The organism is Niallia sp. FSL W8-1348 (assembly GCF_038006745.1).
In the GTDB taxonomy this organism is placed as follows: Bacteria; Bacillota; Bacilli; order Bacillales; family Cytobacillaceae; genus Niallia; species Niallia alba.
Genome location: NZ_JBBOVV010000002.1, coordinates 38,497 through 58,641 on the forward strand (window position 1 = coordinate 38,497; position 20,145 = coordinate 58,641).

The window sequence follows — 20,145 nt, forward strand, 5'->3', positions numbered from 1 at the left end:
AAAAAACTGTGATAAATAATGGGGGAATATAGAGTGGATGAAAGGTATCCTATTGGAGTATTCACGCATGAAGGAGAAATCTCGGAAGAAGTTCTGCATAGCTGGATCAGCGAAATAGAGCGATATCCAGAAAAACTAGCGAAAACAGTTGCTTCATTAAGAGAAGAACAGTTAGATACGCCCTATAGGGAAGGCGGATGGACGGTTCGACAGGTTGTGCATCATGTTGCAGATAGTCATATGAATGCATATATACGGACAAAGCTTGCTTTAACGGAAAAAACGCCAACTATTAAACCATATGAAGAAGCATTATGGGCAGAGCTTGCAGATTACTCATTGCCTGTTAATGTGTCGCTCCAAATGCTTACTACCATTCATACAAGATGGGTACATTTAATAAAATCCCTAATTCTAACAGATGAATTAGAAAAAGAACTGCATCATCCAGTTAGCGGAACGCAAACGGTTCGTTTATTAGTCGGAAACTATGCTTGGCATGGACGTCACCACCTGGCACATATTACGAATCTGTGTGAGAAAAAGGGCTGGCTGGTGAAATGATACTTGCTTTTTCAAGATAAAGTATGGGAGGGAATGAGAGAGAGTTATCTTATTTCCTCCTTTTTTTCTGCACAAAAATCCACGTGATTGTACTCGAATAACCCATTGTTTGATATTTCTCCGTAAATTTATTAGTCTCTTTCCATATATTTCAGGTGAATTACTCATATATATATAAAGATTTGCAGGAAAACTTACGCAAGTTTTTCGAATAGAAAGTACGTAACCATTCTTTTCCAGTAACTTTTATTACTTAGAGAAAACTTCTATCCAATGAAAAAGAGGAGGGAAAGTGTGACATATATCGGCAAAAGTGTTTTTCGAAAGGAATCCTTGGAAAAAGTTTCGGGCACCGCAAGGTATACAGGTGATTACTTGGCGACAGATGCCTTGCATGTAGAAATGGTCAAAAGTTCGTACGCCCATGCATATATTTCTTCGATTGATATAGAAGAGGCAGAAAAGTTGGAAGGCGTAAGAGCAATTATTCTTGGAGATAATTTACCTTTAATCGGAGAAGAGGTAATTGATCGCCCACCACTTGCTGTTAAAAAAGTACGTTATTACGGAGAAGTAATTGCATTAGTTGTTGCTGAAACAATCCCTGTTGCGAGAAGAGCTGCTCAGCTCATTAACATCGAATATGAACCGCTTCCAGTGGTGAATTCTGCCTTACAAGCACTTGAAAGCGATGCGCCGCTTCTCCATGATAATTTGCTCGATTACACAAAGGATGAAGGCATTTATCCTGTGGAAGGTACAAATATGATTAATCACACAAAGATTAGAAAAGGCGATATTAACCTTGGAATGGAGGAAGGGAAAGTATCGATTGAGTCACATTTTTCGATTCCGATTTCTGATCATGCCGCTATCGAGACAAGAGCTGCTCTTTGTGAGATTAGGGAAAGTGGAATTGTTCGTATTGTAACAAGCTCGCAGGCACCTTATATGGTAAAAAAAATCATCAGTAGAGATTTTAAAGTGGAAACAGGCAAAGTAGTCGTCGAAACACCATTTGTAGGTGGTGGTTATGGTGGAAAGGCATCGGTCCATTTAGAAATTTTTGCATTTATCGCATCTAGAGCAGTCGGTGGACGGAAGGTACGAGTTTTTAATACGAGAGAAGAAGATTTAACCGTTTCCCCAGTTCATATTGGTTTAGAGGCAACTGTTCAGCTCTCTTGTACCCAAGAAGGTAAACTGACTGCCGCAAAATTAAAGTATGTATTTGATGGTGGAGCTTATGCGGATAAGTCTCCACATTTAAGTACAGCTGGAGCAGTTGATTGTACTGGACCATATAAAATTGACAATGTTTGGTGTGATGCTTTATGTGTATATACTAATCATCCATATGCAGCACCCTTTAGAGGATTCAGCCACGGAGAGGTCCATTTTGCTTTTGAAAGAGCCATTGATATGCTTGCAAAAAAAGCAAAAATAGATCCGCTTCATTTTAGAAAAATTAATGCCATTCATCCAGGTGATACAACACCTACACAAGTGGTGTTAACGAGCAGTAAAGTAGGAAATGTTGAAAAATGTATTAATCGTTTAAGGGAAATAATGGAATGGGATAAGGGGCAAATCCATGCTATCGCCTCGAATAAAGTACGAGTAAAAGGGATCTCCTGTAGTTGGAAGAATTCAACTATTGGTCCTGCGGTTAGCTCTGGAGTCGTTCTCACCTTTAATTCAGATGGCAGCATAAATCTAATGTCTGGAATAGTCGAGATTGGTACCGGAACGAAAACAGTACTAGCGCAAATCTTAGCAGAAAAAATGAAAATGAATGTGGATCGAATTCATGTGAGAATGGCCGTTGATACACAAACAGAGCCAGAGCATTGGAAGACAGTTGCAAGTAGAGGGACATTAATGGCAGGGAGAGCAGTCATGGCTGCAGCAGATGATGCAATTCGAAAACTGAAGAAAATGGGTGCAATCGTGTTAAGAGTGCCTGAAGATGATTTAGAAGTAGCAAATGAGATGATCTTTTTAAGAGATAATCCAAAGAATTCGATTCCATTTGAAGACATTGTCTATGGGTATACGTATCCCAATGGAAATTCTATTGGCGGTCAAATCATAGCCAATGGTAGTTATTCACTTACTGGCTTAACGAATTTAGACCCAGAAACAGGTGCTGGTAACCCAGGTCCAGAATGGGCAGTAGCCGCCCAAGGAGTAGAAATAGAAATGGATATGAAAACATGGAGGTACAAGATTTTAAAAGCAATAACGGTGGTGGATTTAGGAGAAGTGCTTAATCATAAAGCAGCGCTTGGTCAAATCAAAGGGGCAATGAGTATGGGGATTGCTTGGGCATGCAGGGAAGCCTTTTATTTTGATGAAAACGGAAGAGTACTAAATCCACAATTACGCACATATCGACCATTAAGGTTTGGAGAACATCCAGAATATGAAGTTGACATTATTAAAACACCACATATAGAAGCTCCATTTGGGGCAAGGGGAGCGGGAGAGCATGGATTAGTAGGTATTCCAGCCGCATTAGGAAATGCACTTTCCTTGGCGATAAACACCGAGTTAAAAAGTCTACCACTTACGCCAGAAGCAATTTGGAGACACGTGAAGGAGGCACATAATGGCATTTGAATATATAGTTGCTTCCACAATAGAACAAGCAACAAAAAAATATGCTGAAGTTGAAGGACAAAACAGATATCCGGCGTATTATGCTGGCGGGACGGAGATTATTACATTAAGGAGAATTGATCAATTAAATGTAGATGTCTCTATTGATGTAAAACAAATAGCCGCATGTAATATTCATCAGGTTGATAAAGAGTATTTCGTGATCGGTTCCTGTATTACATTGACGGATATAGAAGAGCTTAATTATTTTCCGTTATTAACAGATGTCTGTAAAGAAATTGCTGATCGAACAGCAAGAAATAAGATAACAATTGGCGGGAATATTTGTGGCAATATCTTTTATCGAGAAGCGGTATTACCCTTCCTACTTACAGATAGTGTGTTAGTTCTCGCTAGTGAAAATGGAATTCGAACAGAATATATTCACGATGTGTTTGAAGAACAATTATTGCTTGAAAACGGAGAATTATTGGTGCAAGCATTTATCGATAAAAAATACTTATCTAAAGAATATATAGCAATAAAGGTGAGACAGCAGTGGGAAACTGGCTACCCACTAATTACGATTGCTGGATTAAAGTTCGACGGACAAATAAGAGTAGCAATCAGTGGTTTATGCCCCTTTCCATTTCGATCACTTGAACTCGAAAATCTTATTAATAATAAAACATTGCGAAGAGAAGAGCGCATTGCAGAAGTAATAAACCATCTACCTTCTCCAATCTTAAATGATGTAGAAGGATCGGATGAATATCGCTTGTTTGTGCTGTCCGACCTTTTAGAAAAAGTTTTGGATCGATTGGAGGGAATATAATTGCCGGAAAGTGGACCAAATTTAGTAATAGTAAAACTGCGTGTAAATGGTGAAAATCACTTTGTAACCATTCCTCCATCAAAAACATTGCTGGCCACATTGCGTGAAAATCTATTTTTGACAGGCGCGAAGCCAGGGTGCTTTAATGGTGACTGTGGCGCTTGCACGATTATCATTGATCAAGTGGCGATGAAATCATGTTTAATGCTTGCCGTAGAAGCGCAAGGAAAGGAAATCATTACAATAGAAGGACTAAAAGATAGCCCACTCCAACAAGCTTTTATCGAAGAATTTGCCTTTCAGTGCGGTTACTGTACACCTGGGTTCATTATGAATGGGCATGCTCTCCTCCTTAATGAGCACAATCCTAGTAGAGAAAAGATAAAAGAGTGGTTGGAATCCAATATATGTCGTTGTACGAGTTATGAGGAAATAGAAGCAGCGGTGTTGAAAGCAATTGTGCATAAAAAAGAATGAGCTCTTATCATTACTCCTGCAAGAAGTATGCAGGAGTAATTTTTCGTTTTAATACTTTTGCTGATTATTTGTTTTGTTTATGGCATTCTCTTCCTTTGTTTCTGCCATACCATATAAGCCGTTCATTTCTTGTTCATCCGTATCTAAGCCTAAATTGTTTTGTTTGTTTATTTCATTCTTCTTTTGATCTTTCATGTTTTTTGCTCCTTTCATGGTCTATTCTTTAATAGTCTGTCGAAAAATAAAAATTATATGTGAGAAAGAGAACATGCTTAGCTAGGAAGATGCTTCTTAATTTTTTCAAAAAGAGCCTTTAACATAATACCTAAGATAATAAAACCAACAAAAGATTTCGTATGGGACCAATGTTCTCCTAATATAAACATTTTTCTTAGCATAAATAATGGTTCGATAATATATGAAAATAATATAGACCAACCTAAAGTAGCTACTAAAAATTTGTGCCAATTGCTAAAGTATTGATAGACAAGCATTGCTGTTATAGGAATAATGACCAAATTAGCAGGAATTAACGGAGTGATGATGGGGATAAGTTTATCCGGATAGCTCCATAGCATTAATTCTGTGCCAATAATGTCTAGGAGCATAGATATAGTGGCACATACCATGCCATAAGAGAATATTTCAAAAAAACGATTTTTATCTACTAACCTCCACCAAATAAAATAGGGAATTATCGTTGCTAAGAAAAGAATCCACCAATTTGGCGAAAATAAATCATGCTGAAACCAATGATCGATGGACAGATGGTATAATTTCTCCTTTGCTTTATTAATTTCCATGTTAGTAGGAAGATGCAATATTAAGCTATACATATAGGTCACCACTTTTATTTTTCAACAATAAAAAAGAATTTTATGGTATTAGTATGAATGAAGATTGGATTTTTTATTAGATATTTTTAGTATACATAAATTTACCAATGATGGGAGAGAATAAAAGTTATTAAAGGTGGGATATGTAATGAAAAAAAAGTGGAAAAAATATAAAGTCTATATTGTTGGTTTGTTCTATATTATTTTTATTAATGGACTCATTGCTGCAAGCTATATTATAGGTTTTAAGGAATTTAAAAAACTTATTAACTTTTAAAAAAATAGTCTATGTATGATTACTTAAAATACTTTCAGTGTATTTTTCCTTTAAGGAATAGGATAAGGTATGGAGAAATAGGATGAAAGTGTAGGAGGTGATACATTGGCAGTAGTACGAACAACAGATGCGGATATTGATTTATTAGCAAGACTTCTCCGTGCTGAAGCAGAGGGAGAAGGGGAATTAGGGATGTTATTAGTTGGGAACGTTGGAATTAATCGGATCAGAGCAGATTGTTCTGATTTCAGGGGACTACGTACTGTTTCCGATATGGTTTATCAAGCCCATGCGTTTGAAGCAACAACGAAAGGTTATTTTTATCAAAGACCAAGAGAAAGTGAACGACGGTTGGCGAGAAGGGTAGTGAATGGTGAATCCTTTTGGCCAGCAAAATATAGCTTATGGTATTTTCGTCCCCCAGGCGATTGTCCTCCTACTTGGTATAATCAGCCACATGTAGGGAGATTTAAGCTGCATTGTTTTTATGAACCAACTGCAGAAGAATGCGAAAATGTTTATAACACATTCTAATTTTGAAGATTTTTTCTATTACTTATTAAAAAGGTGTCTGTATTTTGGAGGACATCTTTTTTGTGTAGAAATTTTGGAGAATTTTAAGAAATAAGCATTTGAGGTCTTGGTTAATTAGTGGTATATTTTAAAATATTATGAAAACTTAGGGAGTGTCTTACGTTGTCTTTAGAAAATGTACAAACATATTTAAGTAAATGGAATAGAGAGAAAGATATTCAAATTTTTGAAACCTCTAGTGCCACCGTTTTAGAAGCTGCAAACACATTAGGAGTAGAGCCGAAAAGAATCGCTAAAACGTTATCTTTTCGAAAGGAAGATGATGCAATCTTAATCGTAGCAGCGGGTGATGCCAAAATTGACAATAAAAAATTCAAGCAAACCTTTACAGAAAAACCAAGGATGCTATCCCCAGAAGAAGTATTGGAGAAAACGGGTCACGCAGTTGGCGGCGTTTGTCCTTTTGGTTTGACGGAAGATTTACCTGTCTATATGGATGAATCCTTGAAGCGATTCACCACCGTTTTTCCAGCTTGCGGAAGTAGTAATTCAGCCATAGAATTGACCAATGAAGAGCTATACATATACGGTAATGTAGTCGAATGGGTAAATGTATGTAAAGGTTGGGAGTAAAACAATAACACTATAAATACATTCGTGGGAGTTGGAGTTAGTGCAAAAATACATTGTAATCTTTTTAAGCATGACTATTACTTCTATAGTTATTAATGTGATTACTTCGATTACCAGTTTTGAATATAATTGGTAAGCATGATTTCATCTCAAAAAAATTATCTACCTATATTTTAAAACCCGAGCGGTTAAAATTCTAGACTAACTTGATGAAACCATGTTGATTGGAGCGGAAGGGGTGAGACTCCTATGGGAGATGCGAGAAAGTCCGAGACCCTGCAGGAGCGTAGCGACGAAGCGGCTCGGCGCTCGCCCCATGGAAAGCGAACCCCTGTAGCGGAAATTAACATCCCTATTAGAAGGGGCCACAAAAAAAGACCATAGGCAAAACCTCAAATTTCAAGGAGTTTGTCTACAGTCTAAAGGCTTGTCTATAATGACAAGCCTTTTTCAATTAGAAAAGTACTTATTGAATTTGACGGTATACACCAATTACTTTACCAAGAATGCTCACATTATGAAGAATGATCGGCTCCATTGTGCTATTCTCTGGTTGAAGGCGAATAAAGTCGCGTTCTTTAAAGAATCGTTTAACTGTTGCTTCATCTTCCTCGGTCATTGCGACAACAATATCCCCGTTATTAGCTGAATGCTGTTGTCTGACGATTACATAGTCACCATCTAATATACCAGCTTCAATCATACTTTCTCCCATTATCTCAAGCATGAAAATTTGTTCATCGCTCGGTGCAAGCCTTTCGGGTAATGGAAAATATTCTTCTACATTTTCAATAGCAGTGATAGGCATACCGGCTGTAACTTTTCCGACTACAGGAACATTAATAATATTATATTTTGGTATATTGCTTTCTTCTAAATCCAATATTTCAATAGCTCTTGGTTTAGTTGGATCTCGACGGATTAGTCCTTTACTTTCTAATCTTGCTAAATGACCGTGAACTGTTGAACTTGATGCAAGACCAACTGCTTCTGCAATTTCACGAACAGAAGGTGGATATCCTTTTAGCTTTACTTCTTCTTTTATGTATTCTAGTATGTCTAATTGCCTCTTTGAAAGCTTCTGCATTATACGCACCTCGTTATATTATTCTTGTACTAATTATAACACGATAAATAAAAGGATACAAACATAAGTTCTATTTTGTTGTTGACAGGAAACGTTTGTTCGTATTAAACTAGATTTATAAACGAACATACATTCTAAAAAAGGTGGAATTATAGATGGCAAAACTGTGGGAAAAATATTCATATACTATTATTCTTTTAATTTGTGGGTTAGCAGCGTGTATAATGATTGTAGTTAATACTGGAGAATCAGATTCAAGCGATTATATGTCGGTTACGGTGAAGAATGGAGAAACGGTATGGGAACTATCAAATGAATATGCAGGTTCCTATAATATGACGAAAAAGCAATTTATCAAATGGGTAGAAGAAAATAATAATATTTCTGCTAGTAATATTACAGTTGGAAAAGAATTGCTTATCCCAGTGCGTGAAGAGGATCATCAACTAATGTTAGCTTCTGAATAAGAGAAAAGGAAACGAGATAGTAATGAAGATTGAAAAGAATGCAATAATTTATTGTCGTGTAAGTACAGATAAAGAAGAACAGACTACATCCTTAGCAAGACAGGAAGAGGAATTATTAGAATTGGCAAGTAAAATGGACTTTCAAGTAAAACAAATAATCTCGGAAAGAGCAAGTGGCTACGATTTAGATAGAGAAGGACTGCTCGAGCTATTAACGCTGATAAAAGAGGAAGAAATATCGTCGATCTTAATACAAGATGAAACGAGATTGGGAAGAGGAAATGCTAGAATTGCCATATTACATTGCATTTTAAAGGAAAATATAAAGGTTTATAGCATATCGTCATCTGGAGAGCTTACTCTTTCAGAGGCAGATGAAATGGTATTGAAAATTGTCAGCATAGTAGAAGAATATCAGCGGAAGATACATAATTTAAAGATAAAAAGAGGAATGAAACGAGCAGTAGAGAATGGTTATCGTCCTGATAAAAATTTAAAAAACTTAGGAGATCATTCTGGAAGACAGAAGCTGGAAGTTCCAATTGAAGAAGTAGTAAAATTAAAGCAAAATGGGTTAACCTTTGCAGAAATAACGTCTACTTTAAAGGGACTAGGCTATGCTTTTTCAAAAGCTACTATTCATCGAAGATACCAAGAATATATGGAACAATTAAACGAAACTTAAGCTAATCGTAAAAATAGGAAAGTGTACTTATTTATGCTATAATTAATTTTCAACAAGCCAGTTGCATTGTAAACTGGGCTTTTTTATGTTTTGTGTAGCCTACCTAATAGCCCTTCCATAATAGGACCAAAAGTTAAAGGCGTATAGGCAGGAATAATCTATATTTAAAGTAAACTTTAATAGAAGGAGAATAAAATGTTCCCTAAAAATAAACTTAATCGTATAAATGAACTTGCAAAAAAGAAAAAGGAAATTGGTTTAACACCAGAAGAAGCAAAAGAACAAACGAAATTACGCGCTGAATATTTAAAAAATTTCCGTTCTACGATGGTAAATACAATCGAAAATGTAAAGATTATTGATCCAGAAGGAAACGATGTTACCCCGCAAAAAGTTAAAGATATTCAAAACAAAAAGAAGATGCATTAATTCTATCAAAGATTTTTTTTACAAATAAAGAAGTCTACAAGAATATACCAAGCAAGATAGGATCAACTCTTTTAGTAGAAAAAAACCTTAGCATGAAAAAATGTTAAGGTTTTTTTATGTTTTCTTAAGGAATTAATGGGTAAAATACCAAATAAATGTCGAAATTATATAGTGGTGCTTCTTTCTAAATTACATAAATAGAAAAGAATCATATAGGAAACATAAATATGGAAAAGAGAGGATGTTGAAAGTTGAATACAAAATTAGATCATTTATCGATTGCTTCAATTAGAACACTATCCATTGATACAATTGAAAAAGCAAAATCAGGTCACCCCGGAATGCCAATGGGGGCTGCACCAATGGCGTATACATTGTGGACATCTTATATGAATCATAATCCCAAAAATCCAGATTGGTTTAATCGTGATCGCTTTGTTTTATCTGCAGGACATGGCTCTGCATTACTATATAGCTTATTGCATTTATCCGGCTATGACTTATCACTTGATGATCTAAAGCAATTTCGACAATGGGGAAGCAAGACACCAGGTCACCCTGAATATGGACATACTGTAGGAGTTGATGCAACCACAGGTCCTCTTGGCCAAGGGATTGCGATGGCTGTCGGAATGGCTCTTGCAGAAAAGCATTTAGCAGGTGTTTATAATAAAAATAACTATCCAATCGTTGATCATTTTACATACAGCATTTGTGGTGACGGTGATTTAATGGAAGGAGTATCAGCTGAGGCTGCTTCCCTTGCAGGACATTTGCAATTAGGAAAATTAGTAGTGATGTATGATTCTAATGATATTTCTTTAGATGGTGATCTAGATAAATCCTTTTCCGAAAGTGTGGAGCAACGTTTTAAGGCTTATGGCTGGCAATATATCCGAGTAGAAGACGGAAATGACACAGATCAAATAGCTAAGGCTTTAGAAGAAGCAAAAAAGGATCAATCTAAACCAACATTAATTGAAGTAAAAACAATTATAGGATTTGGTGCACCAAATAAAGCTGGGAAATCACTTGTTCATGGAGCTCCCCTTGGTGCTGATGAGTTGAAGTTAACAAAAGAAGCATATAAATGGACTTTTGAGGAAGATTTCTATGTACCAGATGAAGTGTATAATCATTTTAAAGAAAAGGTTGCAATCCATGGGGATAAAAAGGAAAAAGAATGGAATGATCTTTTTTCAAATTACGAAAAAGAATTTCCAGAACTAGCTGAACAGTTAAAGTCTGCTTTATCTGATACATTACCGCAAGGCTGGGATAATGACTTACCAGTTTATGAAGAAGGTAGCAGCTTAGCAAGCCGTGCCTCATCAGGTGAAGTTATCAATAGTATTTCAAACAATCTACCATTTTTAATTGGTGGTTCTGCCGATTTAGCGGGAAGTAATAATACAATGATAAAAGGAGGAGACGATTTTACTCCAGAAACACCTGAAGGAAGAAATATTTGGTTTGGAGTTAGAGAATTTGCGATGGGAGCAGCACTTAATGGAATTGTCCTCCATGGTGGATTGAAAATTTTTGGCGGTACCTTCTTCGTTTTTTCAGATTATTTAAGACCGGCTATTCGTCTTGCTGCATTGATGGGACTGCCAGTAACATATGTATTCACCCATGATAGTATTGCAGTAGGTGAAGATGGTCCAACCCATGAGCCTGTAGAGCAATTAGCTTCCTTAAGAGCAATGCCAAATCTTTCTGTCATTCGTCCAGCCGACGGAAATGAGACAGCAGCGGCATGGAAAATTGCGTTAGAATCTACGGATAAGCCAACAGCATTAGTTTTAACTAGACAAAACTTGCCAACCATTAAAGGGACAAAGGATAATGCATATGATGGTGTATCTAAAGGTGGATATGTTATTTCTCCTACAGAAGCAGGAACACCAGATGCATTGTTAATCGCAGCAGGATCCGAAGTTGGTCTAGCAGTAGAAGCGCAGCAAGAATTAGAAAAAGACGGAATTAATATCTCTGTTGTAAGCTTACCTGCATGGGATCGGTTTGAACAGCAATCAAACGAGTATAAAGAGACAGTTCTTCCTAAATCAGTAAAGAAAAGATTAGCAATAGAAATGGGGAGCTCTCTTGGTTGGCATAAATATGTAGGGGATGAAGGAGATGTTCTTTCAATAGATACATTTGGAGCATCTGCGCCTGGAAATAAAATATTAGAGGAATATGGATTTACCGTGCCCAATGTTGTAAAACGCTTAAAAGTATTGCTAGAAAGTTAAACTAGTAAGAATGACTGGGATGTGATTTTCAAGAATGACGGAAAATCACTTCTTTGTTCATTCTACTTTCTTTGATTCGACAAAATAAGTCTGTTTTTTTTACACCTTGAGACACATCTTGAAACAAACCTTCTTTATAATAGAAGGAAAAGAAGTGGACAGGTTGGTGAAGAGCAGTATGAGAAGATATCAATTGTATTTAATTAAAGAAAAAATCGCCATTCATTATAACGGTAGAGAACGCTTGTTTTACAATTTATTTTCGGACCATACTAAAACAGACGATGGACAACCATTAAAGGAAATTCTTCAAAAACAGGTTGATTTTATTACACTGCCTATTTCCAAATGGATGATCGAGAATCAATTATATGCCGCTTTGCAGAGAAATAAGAGCTTCCAATATAAAGATGGTGTGTTTTATATTGAAAATGGAAATTTAAGCAGCGCATCATTAATGATGAAGGACGATTATTTATATATAGAAGCAGATGGTTATTATGACGCGGAATCCATTTTCTTTGAAATTATTCGAAAGCACGAGCCTTCCTTTTTAGCAATAGATATAGAAAATGATCGATTTGGCTGGTTAAAACCGATAAAAGAAAGAAATTTTGTGTAAAATGGAGAAATTCTGTAACAGATATTGTATAATATTATCTGGTCTAGTACACTAAAGTATAGACAACATGAAGGAGGAAAAAAGATATGCCTTGGTACGCTTGGTTGAGTATTGTCGTAGCATTGATCGCCGGTATTGTTATCGGATTTTTTATTGCGCGTAAATACATGATGAACTACTTAAAGAAAAACCCACCAATTAACGAGCAAATGTTAAAAATGATGATGATGCAAATGGGAATGAAACCTTCTCAAAAGAAAATCAATCAAATGATGACAGCGATGAACAAACAACAAGGAAAATAATAGGACAAGCTAGTAGCAAAGCCTATTTTTCTGATTTGATAGGAGAGTATTCAGTCATTATTTATAAATAAATGGTAATCTCATCAAAACTTCTTAAACCATATTTTTCTGTGAATACACAGCAGGAAAATATGGTTTTTATTTGTTTTTACAGAATTTTATATACTAACAGAAGTGAAGGATGAAAGGAAATAAAAGAAAAGGAGATTTAGTATGTTAACATACCAGATTAGACTAGAAAGCCTATACACTAAAATGGCATACATCCTTTATAAATCGAGGCAAGTAGGACGAAGTAATCTAGATGACGAAGTGGAGTCATACACTGATCTAAAATTAGTCCCAGTGATGCAATATGGAAATGAAATGTTAAAAGAAGGATTGATAGAAGAAGATTTGGAATATATTTTCTCATTAAGAAAAATAGAATACAGTAAAAACCCAATTTACAGTGGGGATGATTTGAAATTAATAAGTATATGTTTTAAGTACTTCATTCTCATCGCACAAGGTGATTATATGGAATTTAGCGATTTTAGTCGTTTAATTCTTCGTTATGAGAATGTTGAGAATAAACATTCATCTTTGGTTCAGTCAATAAATAGTTTAGAAGATGCGGAAGAAAAGAAAGTTCCTATTAGTTATGAAGAATATCTTAATCAAGTGGAGGAGAGAAAAAACAGCAAAAAACTCCTTTTATATAAAGAAGACGTAGATCGATTGTTGTATCGTATGAATGAAGAAAAGTGATTGATGTAGAATTTTTTTTATTCTTAATTATTCTATATAATACATGGTTGGAAATATAAGCATCATTTCCCCGGAAACCGCAATAAATGACAAATTGCTCTATATATATTTTTTTGACGATGAAAAGACGTCTTAATAAAGGAAAAACAAAAAAGAGGCTGGGACATAAGTATTCCAGCCAAGGATAATTCCGAACAATTATACGAAGATGCTAATGAATGTTCCGTATAATTGTTCGGGCTTTTATTTGTTTTTCAAAGGATGTTTCCATGAAGTTTGGTGCGATTCCCCGCAGCCGGAATACACTTCGCTTTCCATGGGGCTCGCGCTGAGCCGCTTCGGCCTGTGGCCTGCAGGGTCTCAGACTGTCTCGCTAATCCCATAGGAGTCTTCGTGTATTCCGGCTGCTCTGTTTTTCCAACTAATTATATTTCCTCTTGTAAAAAGTATGCGAAAGCAGCCGCTATTTACTAGCTATATTAGAAATTGTTCGTCTTTACAGAGTATCTATTTAGTTATGTCCCATCCTCTTAAACTCTGAACTTTTTTACCTTCTTTATTTAATCATTTATATATTTTATAACTGCCATTTCCTTACCGAATCTGTCTCCATGATCGATAAAACCTAAACTGGAATATAGGTGATGTGCTGATTTATTTTCAGGGTGATACCCAACCACGATTTTTTTAACATTGGCTATTTTAGTCATTTCCTCCATCATTAATACAGTGGCTGCTTTTCCAATTCCTTTTCCTTGAAAATCCTTGTCAACCATTATTCTGTATATCCAATGTCCACCAAGTTCTTCCTCTTCAGCGTTAAACATTAAGAAACCAACGATTTTCTCTCCAAAGTAGATGGCATAAGGTTTTAATGTTGGTTCAAATTTGGATTGAGCAATGGAAATGGCGTTAGGTTCGATAAATTTTGCTTGTTCATCTGATACTTTTAATTCACAACATGTATACCAATTGTTTTCATTCAAACTTATTAGTTTCACTTCCGTATTATTCATTCATTTTTCCCCTCTCGAAATATGGGGATTTCTAAAGTTTATTAGCTAGGCATATCCCCATGGAATTTTACGATCAAATTAAATCTTTTGCTTATCATAATGAACGCCTCCCCTAAAAAAATTGGTCTGTAGAATCTTAAGCGATAACAGTTACTATTATATCATTTTTTCTGAAAATTAAGAGCTTAACTAGCAAAAACATGATAATAAATTATTCGAACAAAAGTTCTGTTTTTTGTTGACAGGTAACTAAGACAATAATAAACTAGATTTGAACAGAACGTATATTCGGGTACAGGGAGAACTTATCAATAAGAAGGGGGTTAAAGAACATGATAGTGGAGTCAGCAGTTAAGCTTACTTAATAGAGAAAAAATTTTAATGAAAATCAAAAACAAAAAGAAACAATATTTTCACTCCATTAAATATTTTGAAAATATAATAAAATTTCTTTCCAGTTCCTAAATATTTTGCTAAACTAATGAAGGGTATTTTTACATATTTAGTTGCTAACAGATAAGAGGTGTATATGGTTGAAGGTTTTTTTAAATTTAAAATGGTATTTTATGCAGGAGAAGAAAGCATATCTAGGAGGAATTTCCCTATTGATTTTAGTTGCTGTACTGCAGCTAATTCCCCCAAGAATTGTTGGTATTGTTGTTGATCATATTCAGGGAAGAACACTGAATTGGTCCAATTTATTACAGTGGTTAGGAGTTTTAGTTGCTTCCGCATTAGCAATGTATGTGCTTCGCTATTATTGGCGGGTAATGATATTCGGCTCTGCTGTAAAGCTAGGGAAATTAATGAGAAATCAACTATATAGTCACTTTACGAAGATGTCTCAGTCCTTTTATCAACGAAATCGAACAGGAGACTTAATGGCCCATGCAACAAATGATATTCAGGCGATTCAACAAACGGCAGGACAGGGAGTTCTTACTTTAGTAGATTCATTAGCAACTGGCGGATTTGTTATTATTGCAATGGCAACTACAATTAGCTGGAAGCTTACGCTTATTTGTTTATTACCAATGCCGTTAATGGCTATCTTAACTAGTTATTATGGTTCTTTAATCACTAGTGTTGCATTAATTTAATTCCACTATTAAAAATACTCGAAATGTTCACTTTTATTATTTTATGCATAGAAAAAGTCCTTTATAATGGATAAGTCAGGTGGTAACCCGTCCAAATCCACTAAAAAAGGACCAATCTCATGGACAAGATTACACGAAAAACTTCATTTGGACAATGGTTTTCGCCAATTAATCTTCAATTATTTGAAGAACAGGTGAAAACATTGAAATTAGATTGCTATACGAAAAAGTTAACGACAGAATCATTCCTAAAACTATTACTTTTTGCACAATTAGAAGAAGTTGAAAGTCTTCATGCGTTAAGTGATTGCCTTTTTGATGATCATCTTCAAAAGGAAATCGACCTTGATTCTATAAGCATTTCTCAGCTCTCGCGCCGTTTAAATGGTCTAAATCCAGATTTGTTTCAAAGACTTTTCCTTGATTTAGTCGGACAAATTCACGCCAAAACACACTACACAAAACTTGTCATGCCGTTAAAAATTATTGATTCAAGTACTTTGCCACTAAATTTGACCAATCATAAATGGGCGAAGTTCCGCAAAACTAAGGCAGGCGTAAAGTTACACTTACGCCTTGTATTTATGGAAAAGGGAGAATCCTATCCCGAAAAAGCCGTGATGACAACGGCAAGCGAACACGATCGTGGTCAACTTGAGATTATGGTTGACGATAAAGAATGCATGTATGTGTTTGACCGAGGTTATCTAGACTACGAGCGTTTTGATCGCATGACCGATGAAGGCTACTTTTTTCTTTCTAGGCTACGAAAAAACGCAGTCGTACGGGAGGTTTATGATTTTAAACTACCCAAGGATTCATCTGTTTTGTCGGATCAAATGGTGTTGATTGGTACAACTCAAAACCGAGCTGAAAACTATTTTCGACTTCTAAAAATAATAGATTCAAAAGGTAATGAACTTCATTTAATCACAAATCGTTTTGACTTAAGCGCCGAAGAAATATCGGAAATGTATAAATCACGATGGGCAATTGAGCTGTTTTTTAAATGGATTAAACAACATCTCAATATCAAGAAATTCTACGGTCAAAGTGAATGGGCGATTCAAAATCAAGTGTTTATCGCACTTATTGTTTTTTGTCTTCATGTTCTGGTACAACTCGAAACAAAAAGTAAGCGGAAAACCTTGCAAATTAGCCGTTATTTAAGGGCATCATTGTGGAAACCAGCACATGTCTGGCTTCGCAAAATTGAAGGAAAAGCCATCCCTTAATCAACAAATTGTTGTCGTTGCACAGGTCTAATTGTAAATAAATTTCCAAATGGACAGGAGCCGCCTTTAGAAAGGTAATTACTTTTTTGGCTCTAAGTAGAGTAAACAATTAAACTGAAAATTATGACACTATTTACGCAACACTAGTGTTCTTTAATACATAAATATTTTCATCAAGCGCAGGCTGCTTTTTCTTCCTTGAATGATAAGACACAGGAAAGTATTTCTGGCATAAAGGTATTAAAAACTTTCGGTCAAGAAAAAGAAGATGTAGAAGACTTTCGTAAATCTTCTCTTGATGTAGTGGATAAAAATATTAAAGTAGCTCGTGTGGATGCACTTTATGATCCTACAATCTCCATTATTGTCAGTATTTCTTTCTTTTTAGCAATCGTTTTTGGTTCACGTTACGTTATTAATGGAGAGCTTAGTTTGGGGCAACTCGTTTCTTTTACCACTTATCTTGGTCTGCTTATCTGGCCGATGCTGGCATTTGGATGGCTCTTTAATATTATGGAGAGAGGGAGAGCTTCGTATGATCGTGTCACGGCTTTGCTAGAAACAAAGGTTGATATTATCAATCAGGCAAGTGCTATCAAAACGCCTCCAGCAGGGGATATTGTCTATGATTTGAAATCTTTCTCCTATAACAATAAAGTAGATGTTCTAAAAAGTATTCACTTTTGTTTGAAACGAGGGCAAACACTTGGGATCGTTGGGAAAACAGGAGCAGGGAAAACAACGCTCTTAAAATTGTTATTTAGAGAATACGATCATTATAATGGAAAGATTATGATTAATGGAACGGAAATAAAAGAAATAGACTTGGATGCATTAAGAGTTTCGATTGGGTATGTGCCACAGGAACATTTTCTTTTTTCCGCTAGTGTTAGAGAAAATATTGCTTTCACTAATCCAAATGTTTCAGAGGAAGAAATCCATCAAGCGGCAGTCTTGGCAAATATTCATGAGGATATCCTCGGGTTTACTGATGGATATGATACGGTAGTAGGTGAAAGAGGAGTTTCGCTATCTGGCGGTCAGAAGCAGCGTATTTCAATTGCACGTGCACTCCTTATGAATCCAGAAATACTAATATTAGATGACTCTTTATCAGCAGTTGATGCAAAAACAGAAGAAAGCATTCTGGAAGCTTTAAGAGCAAATAGAGAAGGGAAAACAACTATTATCACATCGCATCGATTAAGTGCTATTGAACATGCAGACCTTATCATTGTATTAGATGAAGGGCAAATTATTCAAAGTGGGGACCATCAAAAGCTGGTAAAGGAAACTGGATGGTATAAAGAAATGTACCACCGCCAAGCTTTAGAAGTAATGGTCAGCATGGGGGATACAAATGGATAAGACAATTAAACTGACGAGTGAACAGCAAAGAAAAGTATTATTTCGCTTATTGGGTTATATTAAACCACATAAAAAAGCGGTAATGATCGCTTTTGGTCTGTTATTATTATCGACATTAGGAGAATTGGCAGGACCATATTTAATTAAAATCTTTATTGATGATTATTTAACACCAAGAAATTTAGAAGTACAGCCATTAATGGTATTAGGAATAACCTATATTCTAATTCAGATAATGAATGTTGTAATCATGTATTTTCAATTATTTAAGTTTCAAGAAATTGCTTTATATATTATTCAACAGCTTCGAGTCGATGTGTTTACCAAGATTCATACACTTGGACTCCGCTATTTTGACAAAATACCGGCAGGAAGTATCGTCTCCAGAGTAACAAATGATACAGAAGCGATTAAAGATATGTTTGTCAGTGTCCTGGCAACATTTATCCAAAGTGGATTCATGATTTTTGGAATTATTATCGCTATGTTTGTTTTAAATGTTAAGCTAGGTGCTATCTGTTTAATTTTACTTCCAATTCTTGGATTTATCATCTATACGTATCGAAAATACAGTGCGAACTTCTATCAAGATATAAGAGAACGATTAAGCCAATTGAATGCAAAGCTTAGTGAATCTTTACAAGGGATGAACATAATCCAAGTCTTTAGACAAGAAAAGCGATTAAAAACTGAATTTGATGATATCAATACAAAGCACTATAATGCGGGAATGCGTAATATAAAGCTTGAAGGGCTATTGCTTAGACCAGCTATCGATCTTGTTTACGTTCTTGGGCTTATTTTTGTTTTAAGTTATTTTGGTATATCTTCGTTTGCGAATCCTATTGAAATTGGTGTGTTATATGCATTTGTAAGTTATTTGGACCGTTTTTTTGAACCTGTCAATAATATGATGATGCGTTTATCCCTTTATCAGCAAGCTATCGTATCTGCGTTTCGCGTATTTACTGTTTTAGATGAAGAGGACGTAGAACCAAGCCTTGCTCTTAATAGGGAAAATAAAATCAAAAATGGTGTTATTGAATTTAAAAATGTTACTTTTTCATATGATGGTAAACAAGATGTTCTGAAAAACATTTCCTTTACTGCTAGAGAAGGGGAAACGGTTGCTTTAGTAGGGCATACAGGAAGTGGTAAAAGTTCGATTGTAAATTTACTTATGAGGTTTTATGATTTTGGAAAAGGTGACATTCTTATTGATGGAAAATCATTAAAGTCTTTTAACAAGTCTGAATTACGGGAAAGAATGGGCTTGGTTCTTCAAGATCCATTTCTATTCTACGGGACAGTAAAAGATAATATCCGTCTATATAATATGGAAACAACTGATGAAGAGGTAATCGAAGCAGCTAAATTTGTGCAAGCAAATCAATTCATTGAAAAACTAGAAGATCAATATAACCATAAAGTGGTGGAAAGAGGTTCTGCTTTTTCAAGTGGTCAGCGTCAGCTCATCGCATTTGCCAGAACAATATTAACGAATCCGAAAGTCTTAATTTTGGATGAAGCGACAGCAAATATTGATACAGAAACAGAAGAAGCTATTCAATTCGCTCTATCGAAAATGCGCAAAGGCAGAACAACGATAGCGATTGCCCATCGTCTTTCTACTATTCAAGATGCAGACTTAATTCTTGTTCTTCATAAAGGGAATATTGTGGAAAGAGGGAATCATCAACAGTTGCTTCAACAAAGAGGATTATATTATAAAATGTATCTTCTGCAAAATGGTGCAGCAGATTCTATTGAAGAAACAGTGGAGCATAAAGTAGAACTCACTTAAAAAAACAATCAATATAGTAAGTCTCATTTCAGAAAAAGAGGCTGGGACAAAACTAGATAGCCAATCTGTAAAGACGAACAATCTCTAATTTATCACTTAAATAAAGGTTCCTTTTATACAATGGTTATTTATGTTTTTAAATATAGTCAAGTGTAAAAACTAATTCGTTCCATTGCGCTACAGAAACTCGCTTTCCGCGGGGAGCAACCTAAGCCTCCTCGGCTAAAGCCTGTGGGGTCTTAGGTTTTGCTCTACTTCCCGC

At 35.5% G+C, this 20,145-nt stretch carries 20 protein-coding genes and 2 pseudogenes; 18 read left to right on the plus strand and 4 right to left on the minus strand.

The features are described 5' to 3' along the window. Window positions 1–18 precede the first annotated feature (18 nt). The 4 genes from NST60_RS18665 to NST60_RS18680 all read left to right on the plus strand — a co-directional run bounded on the left by NST60_RS18665 (window position 19) and on the right by NST60_RS18680 (window position 4,477). Complete coding sequence (locus NST60_RS18665; protein WP_040344268.1) at window positions 19–564, plus strand: YfiT family bacillithiol transferase; 546 nt, start codon at window positions 19–21, stop codon at window positions 562–564. A 294-nt stretch (window positions 565–858) separates the two neighbouring features. Then, a complete protein-coding gene (locus tag NST60_RS18670; RefSeq protein ID WP_169188532.1) occupies window positions 859–3,186 on the plus strand; it encodes a xanthine dehydrogenase family protein molybdopterin-binding subunit in 2,328 nt (775 codons plus the stop codon). After that, entirely contained in the window at window positions 3,176–4,000 is an 825-nt protein-coding gene (locus tag NST60_RS18675; RefSeq protein ID WP_169188533.1) for an FAD binding domain-containing protein, read from the plus strand. The genes NST60_RS18670 and NST60_RS18675 overlap by 11 nt, the downstream gene beginning before the upstream one ends. Then, window positions 4,001–4,477, plus strand: a complete 477-nt coding sequence (locus NST60_RS18680; RefSeq protein ID WP_016205015.1) for a (2Fe-2S)-binding protein — start codon at window positions 4,001–4,003, stop codon at window positions 4,475–4,477. Window positions 4,478–4,525: 48 nt separating this feature from the next. On the opposite strand, the gene NST60_RS18685 is transcribed toward NST60_RS18680, so the two are convergent. Together NST60_RS18685 and NST60_RS18690 are read right to left on the minus strand one after the other, a co-directional pair. After that, window positions 4,526–4,672 carry a DUF4021 domain-containing protein gene (locus NST60_RS18685; protein ID WP_156827883.1) on the minus strand — a complete coding sequence of 49 codons (147 nt, stop codon included), beginning with the start codon at window positions 4,670–4,672 and terminating at the stop codon, window positions 4,526–4,528. A 77-nt stretch (window positions 4,673–4,749) separates the two neighbouring features. Then, the gene (locus NST60_RS18690) at window positions 4,750–5,313 is read right to left on the minus strand and encodes a CBO0543 family protein (RefSeq protein ID WP_016205016.1); all 564 of its coding nucleotides are present in this window, start codon (window positions 5,311–5,313) and stop codon (window positions 4,750–4,752) included. A 148-nt stretch (window positions 5,314–5,461) separates the two neighbouring features. Between NST60_RS18690 and NST60_RS18695 the strand changes: the two genes are divergently transcribed. From NST60_RS18695 to NST60_RS18705, 3 genes are all read left to right on the plus strand, one after another. Then, window positions 5,462–5,590 carry a hypothetical protein gene (locus NST60_RS18695; protein WP_263479837.1) on the plus strand — a complete coding sequence of 43 codons (129 nt, stop codon included), beginning with the start codon at window positions 5,462–5,464 and terminating at the stop codon, window positions 5,588–5,590. Between the two features lie 105 nt (window positions 5,591–5,695). Beyond that, window positions 5,696–6,124, plus strand: a complete 429-nt coding sequence (locus tag NST60_RS18700; RefSeq protein ID WP_101731270.1) for a cell wall hydrolase — start codon at window positions 5,696–5,698, stop codon at window positions 6,122–6,124. Window positions 6,125–6,286: 162 nt separating this feature from the next. Continuing rightward, window positions 6,287–6,757 (plus strand): YbaK/EbsC family protein, encoded by a 471-nt coding sequence (locus tag NST60_RS18705; RefSeq protein WP_016205018.1) that lies wholly within the window; start codon window positions 6,287–6,289, stop codon window positions 6,755–6,757. A gap of 466 nt (window positions 6,758–7,223) precedes the next feature. Here NST60_RS18705 and lexA read toward each other — a convergent pair whose 3' ends face one another. Beyond that, window positions 7,224–7,844 (minus strand): transcriptional repressor LexA, encoded by a 621-nt coding sequence (gene lexA / locus NST60_RS18710; protein WP_016205019.1) that lies wholly within the window; start codon window positions 7,842–7,844, stop codon window positions 7,224–7,226. Window positions 7,845–7,999: 155 nt separating this feature from the next. Here lexA and yneA point away from each other — a divergent pair, with 155 nt between their 5' ends. The 7 genes from yneA to NST60_RS18745 all read left to right on the plus strand — a co-directional run bounded on the left by yneA (window position 8,000) and on the right by NST60_RS18745 (window position 13,360). Beyond that, window positions 8,000–8,311, plus strand: a complete 312-nt coding sequence (gene yneA, locus NST60_RS18715; protein ID WP_016205020.1) for a cell division suppressor protein YneA — start codon at window positions 8,000–8,002, stop codon at window positions 8,309–8,311. Between the two features lie 22 nt (window positions 8,312–8,333). Further along, complete coding sequence (locus NST60_RS18720) at window positions 8,334–8,996, plus strand: YneB family resolvase-like protein (protein ID WP_169188534.1); 663 nt, start codon at window positions 8,334–8,336, stop codon at window positions 8,994–8,996. 195 nt (window positions 8,997–9,191) lie between these two features. After that, window positions 9,192–9,425, plus strand: a complete 234-nt coding sequence (locus NST60_RS18725; protein WP_016205022.1) for a DUF896 domain-containing protein — start codon at window positions 9,192–9,194, stop codon at window positions 9,423–9,425. A gap of 251 nt (window positions 9,426–9,676) precedes the next feature. Continuing rightward, on the plus strand, window positions 9,677–11,683 hold the full coding sequence (gene tkt / locus NST60_RS18730) for a transketolase (RefSeq protein ID WP_341099932.1): 2,007 nt from the start codon (window positions 9,677–9,679) through the stop codon (window positions 11,681–11,683). 154 nt (window positions 11,684–11,837) lie between these two features. After that, entirely contained in the window at window positions 11,838–12,305 is a 468-nt protein-coding gene (gene sirA, locus NST60_RS18735; protein WP_224428158.1) for a sporulation inhibitor of replication protein SirA, read from the plus strand. An 86-nt stretch (window positions 12,306–12,391) separates the two neighbouring features. After that, window positions 12,392–12,610 (plus strand): YneF family protein, encoded by a 219-nt coding sequence (locus tag NST60_RS18740; protein ID WP_016205025.1) that lies wholly within the window; start codon window positions 12,392–12,394, stop codon window positions 12,608–12,610. Window positions 12,611–12,823: 213 nt separating this feature from the next. Continuing rightward, window positions 12,824–13,360, plus strand: a complete 537-nt coding sequence (locus NST60_RS18745) for a hypothetical protein (RefSeq protein ID WP_341099935.1) — start codon at window positions 12,824–12,826, stop codon at window positions 13,358–13,360. A gap of 560 nt (window positions 13,361–13,920) precedes the next feature. Here the strand turns inward: NST60_RS18745 and NST60_RS18750 are convergent. Then, entirely contained in the window at window positions 13,921–14,376 is a 456-nt protein-coding gene (locus NST60_RS18750) for a GNAT family N-acetyltransferase (protein ID WP_101731228.1), read from the minus strand. Between the two features lie 533 nt (window positions 14,377–14,909). Between NST60_RS18750 and NST60_RS18755 the strand changes: the two are divergent. The 4 genes and pseudogenes from NST60_RS18755 to NST60_RS18770 all read left to right on the plus strand — a co-directional run. Further along, window positions 14,910–15,455 (plus strand): annotated as a pseudogene (locus tag NST60_RS18755) (ABC transporter transmembrane domain-containing protein); the annotation flags it as partial. Between the two features lie 140 nt (window positions 15,456–15,595). Continuing rightward, window positions 15,596–16,711: an IS4 family transposase gene (locus NST60_RS18760; protein WP_016205139.1), complete on the plus strand. Its 1,116-nt coding sequence runs from the start codon at window positions 15,596–15,598 to the stop codon at window positions 16,709–16,711. A 150-nt stretch (window positions 16,712–16,861) separates the two neighbouring features. Next, a pseudogene (locus NST60_RS18765) lies at window positions 16,862–18,079 on the plus strand (ABC transporter ATP-binding protein); the annotation flags it as partial. Further along, complete coding sequence (locus NST60_RS18770; RefSeq protein WP_016204865.1) at window positions 18,072–19,883, plus strand: ABC transporter ATP-binding protein; 1,812 nt, start codon at window positions 18,072–18,074, stop codon at window positions 19,881–19,883. The pseudogene NST60_RS18765 and the gene NST60_RS18770, both read left to right, overlap by 8 nt. Window positions 19,884–20,145 lie beyond the last annotated feature (262 nt).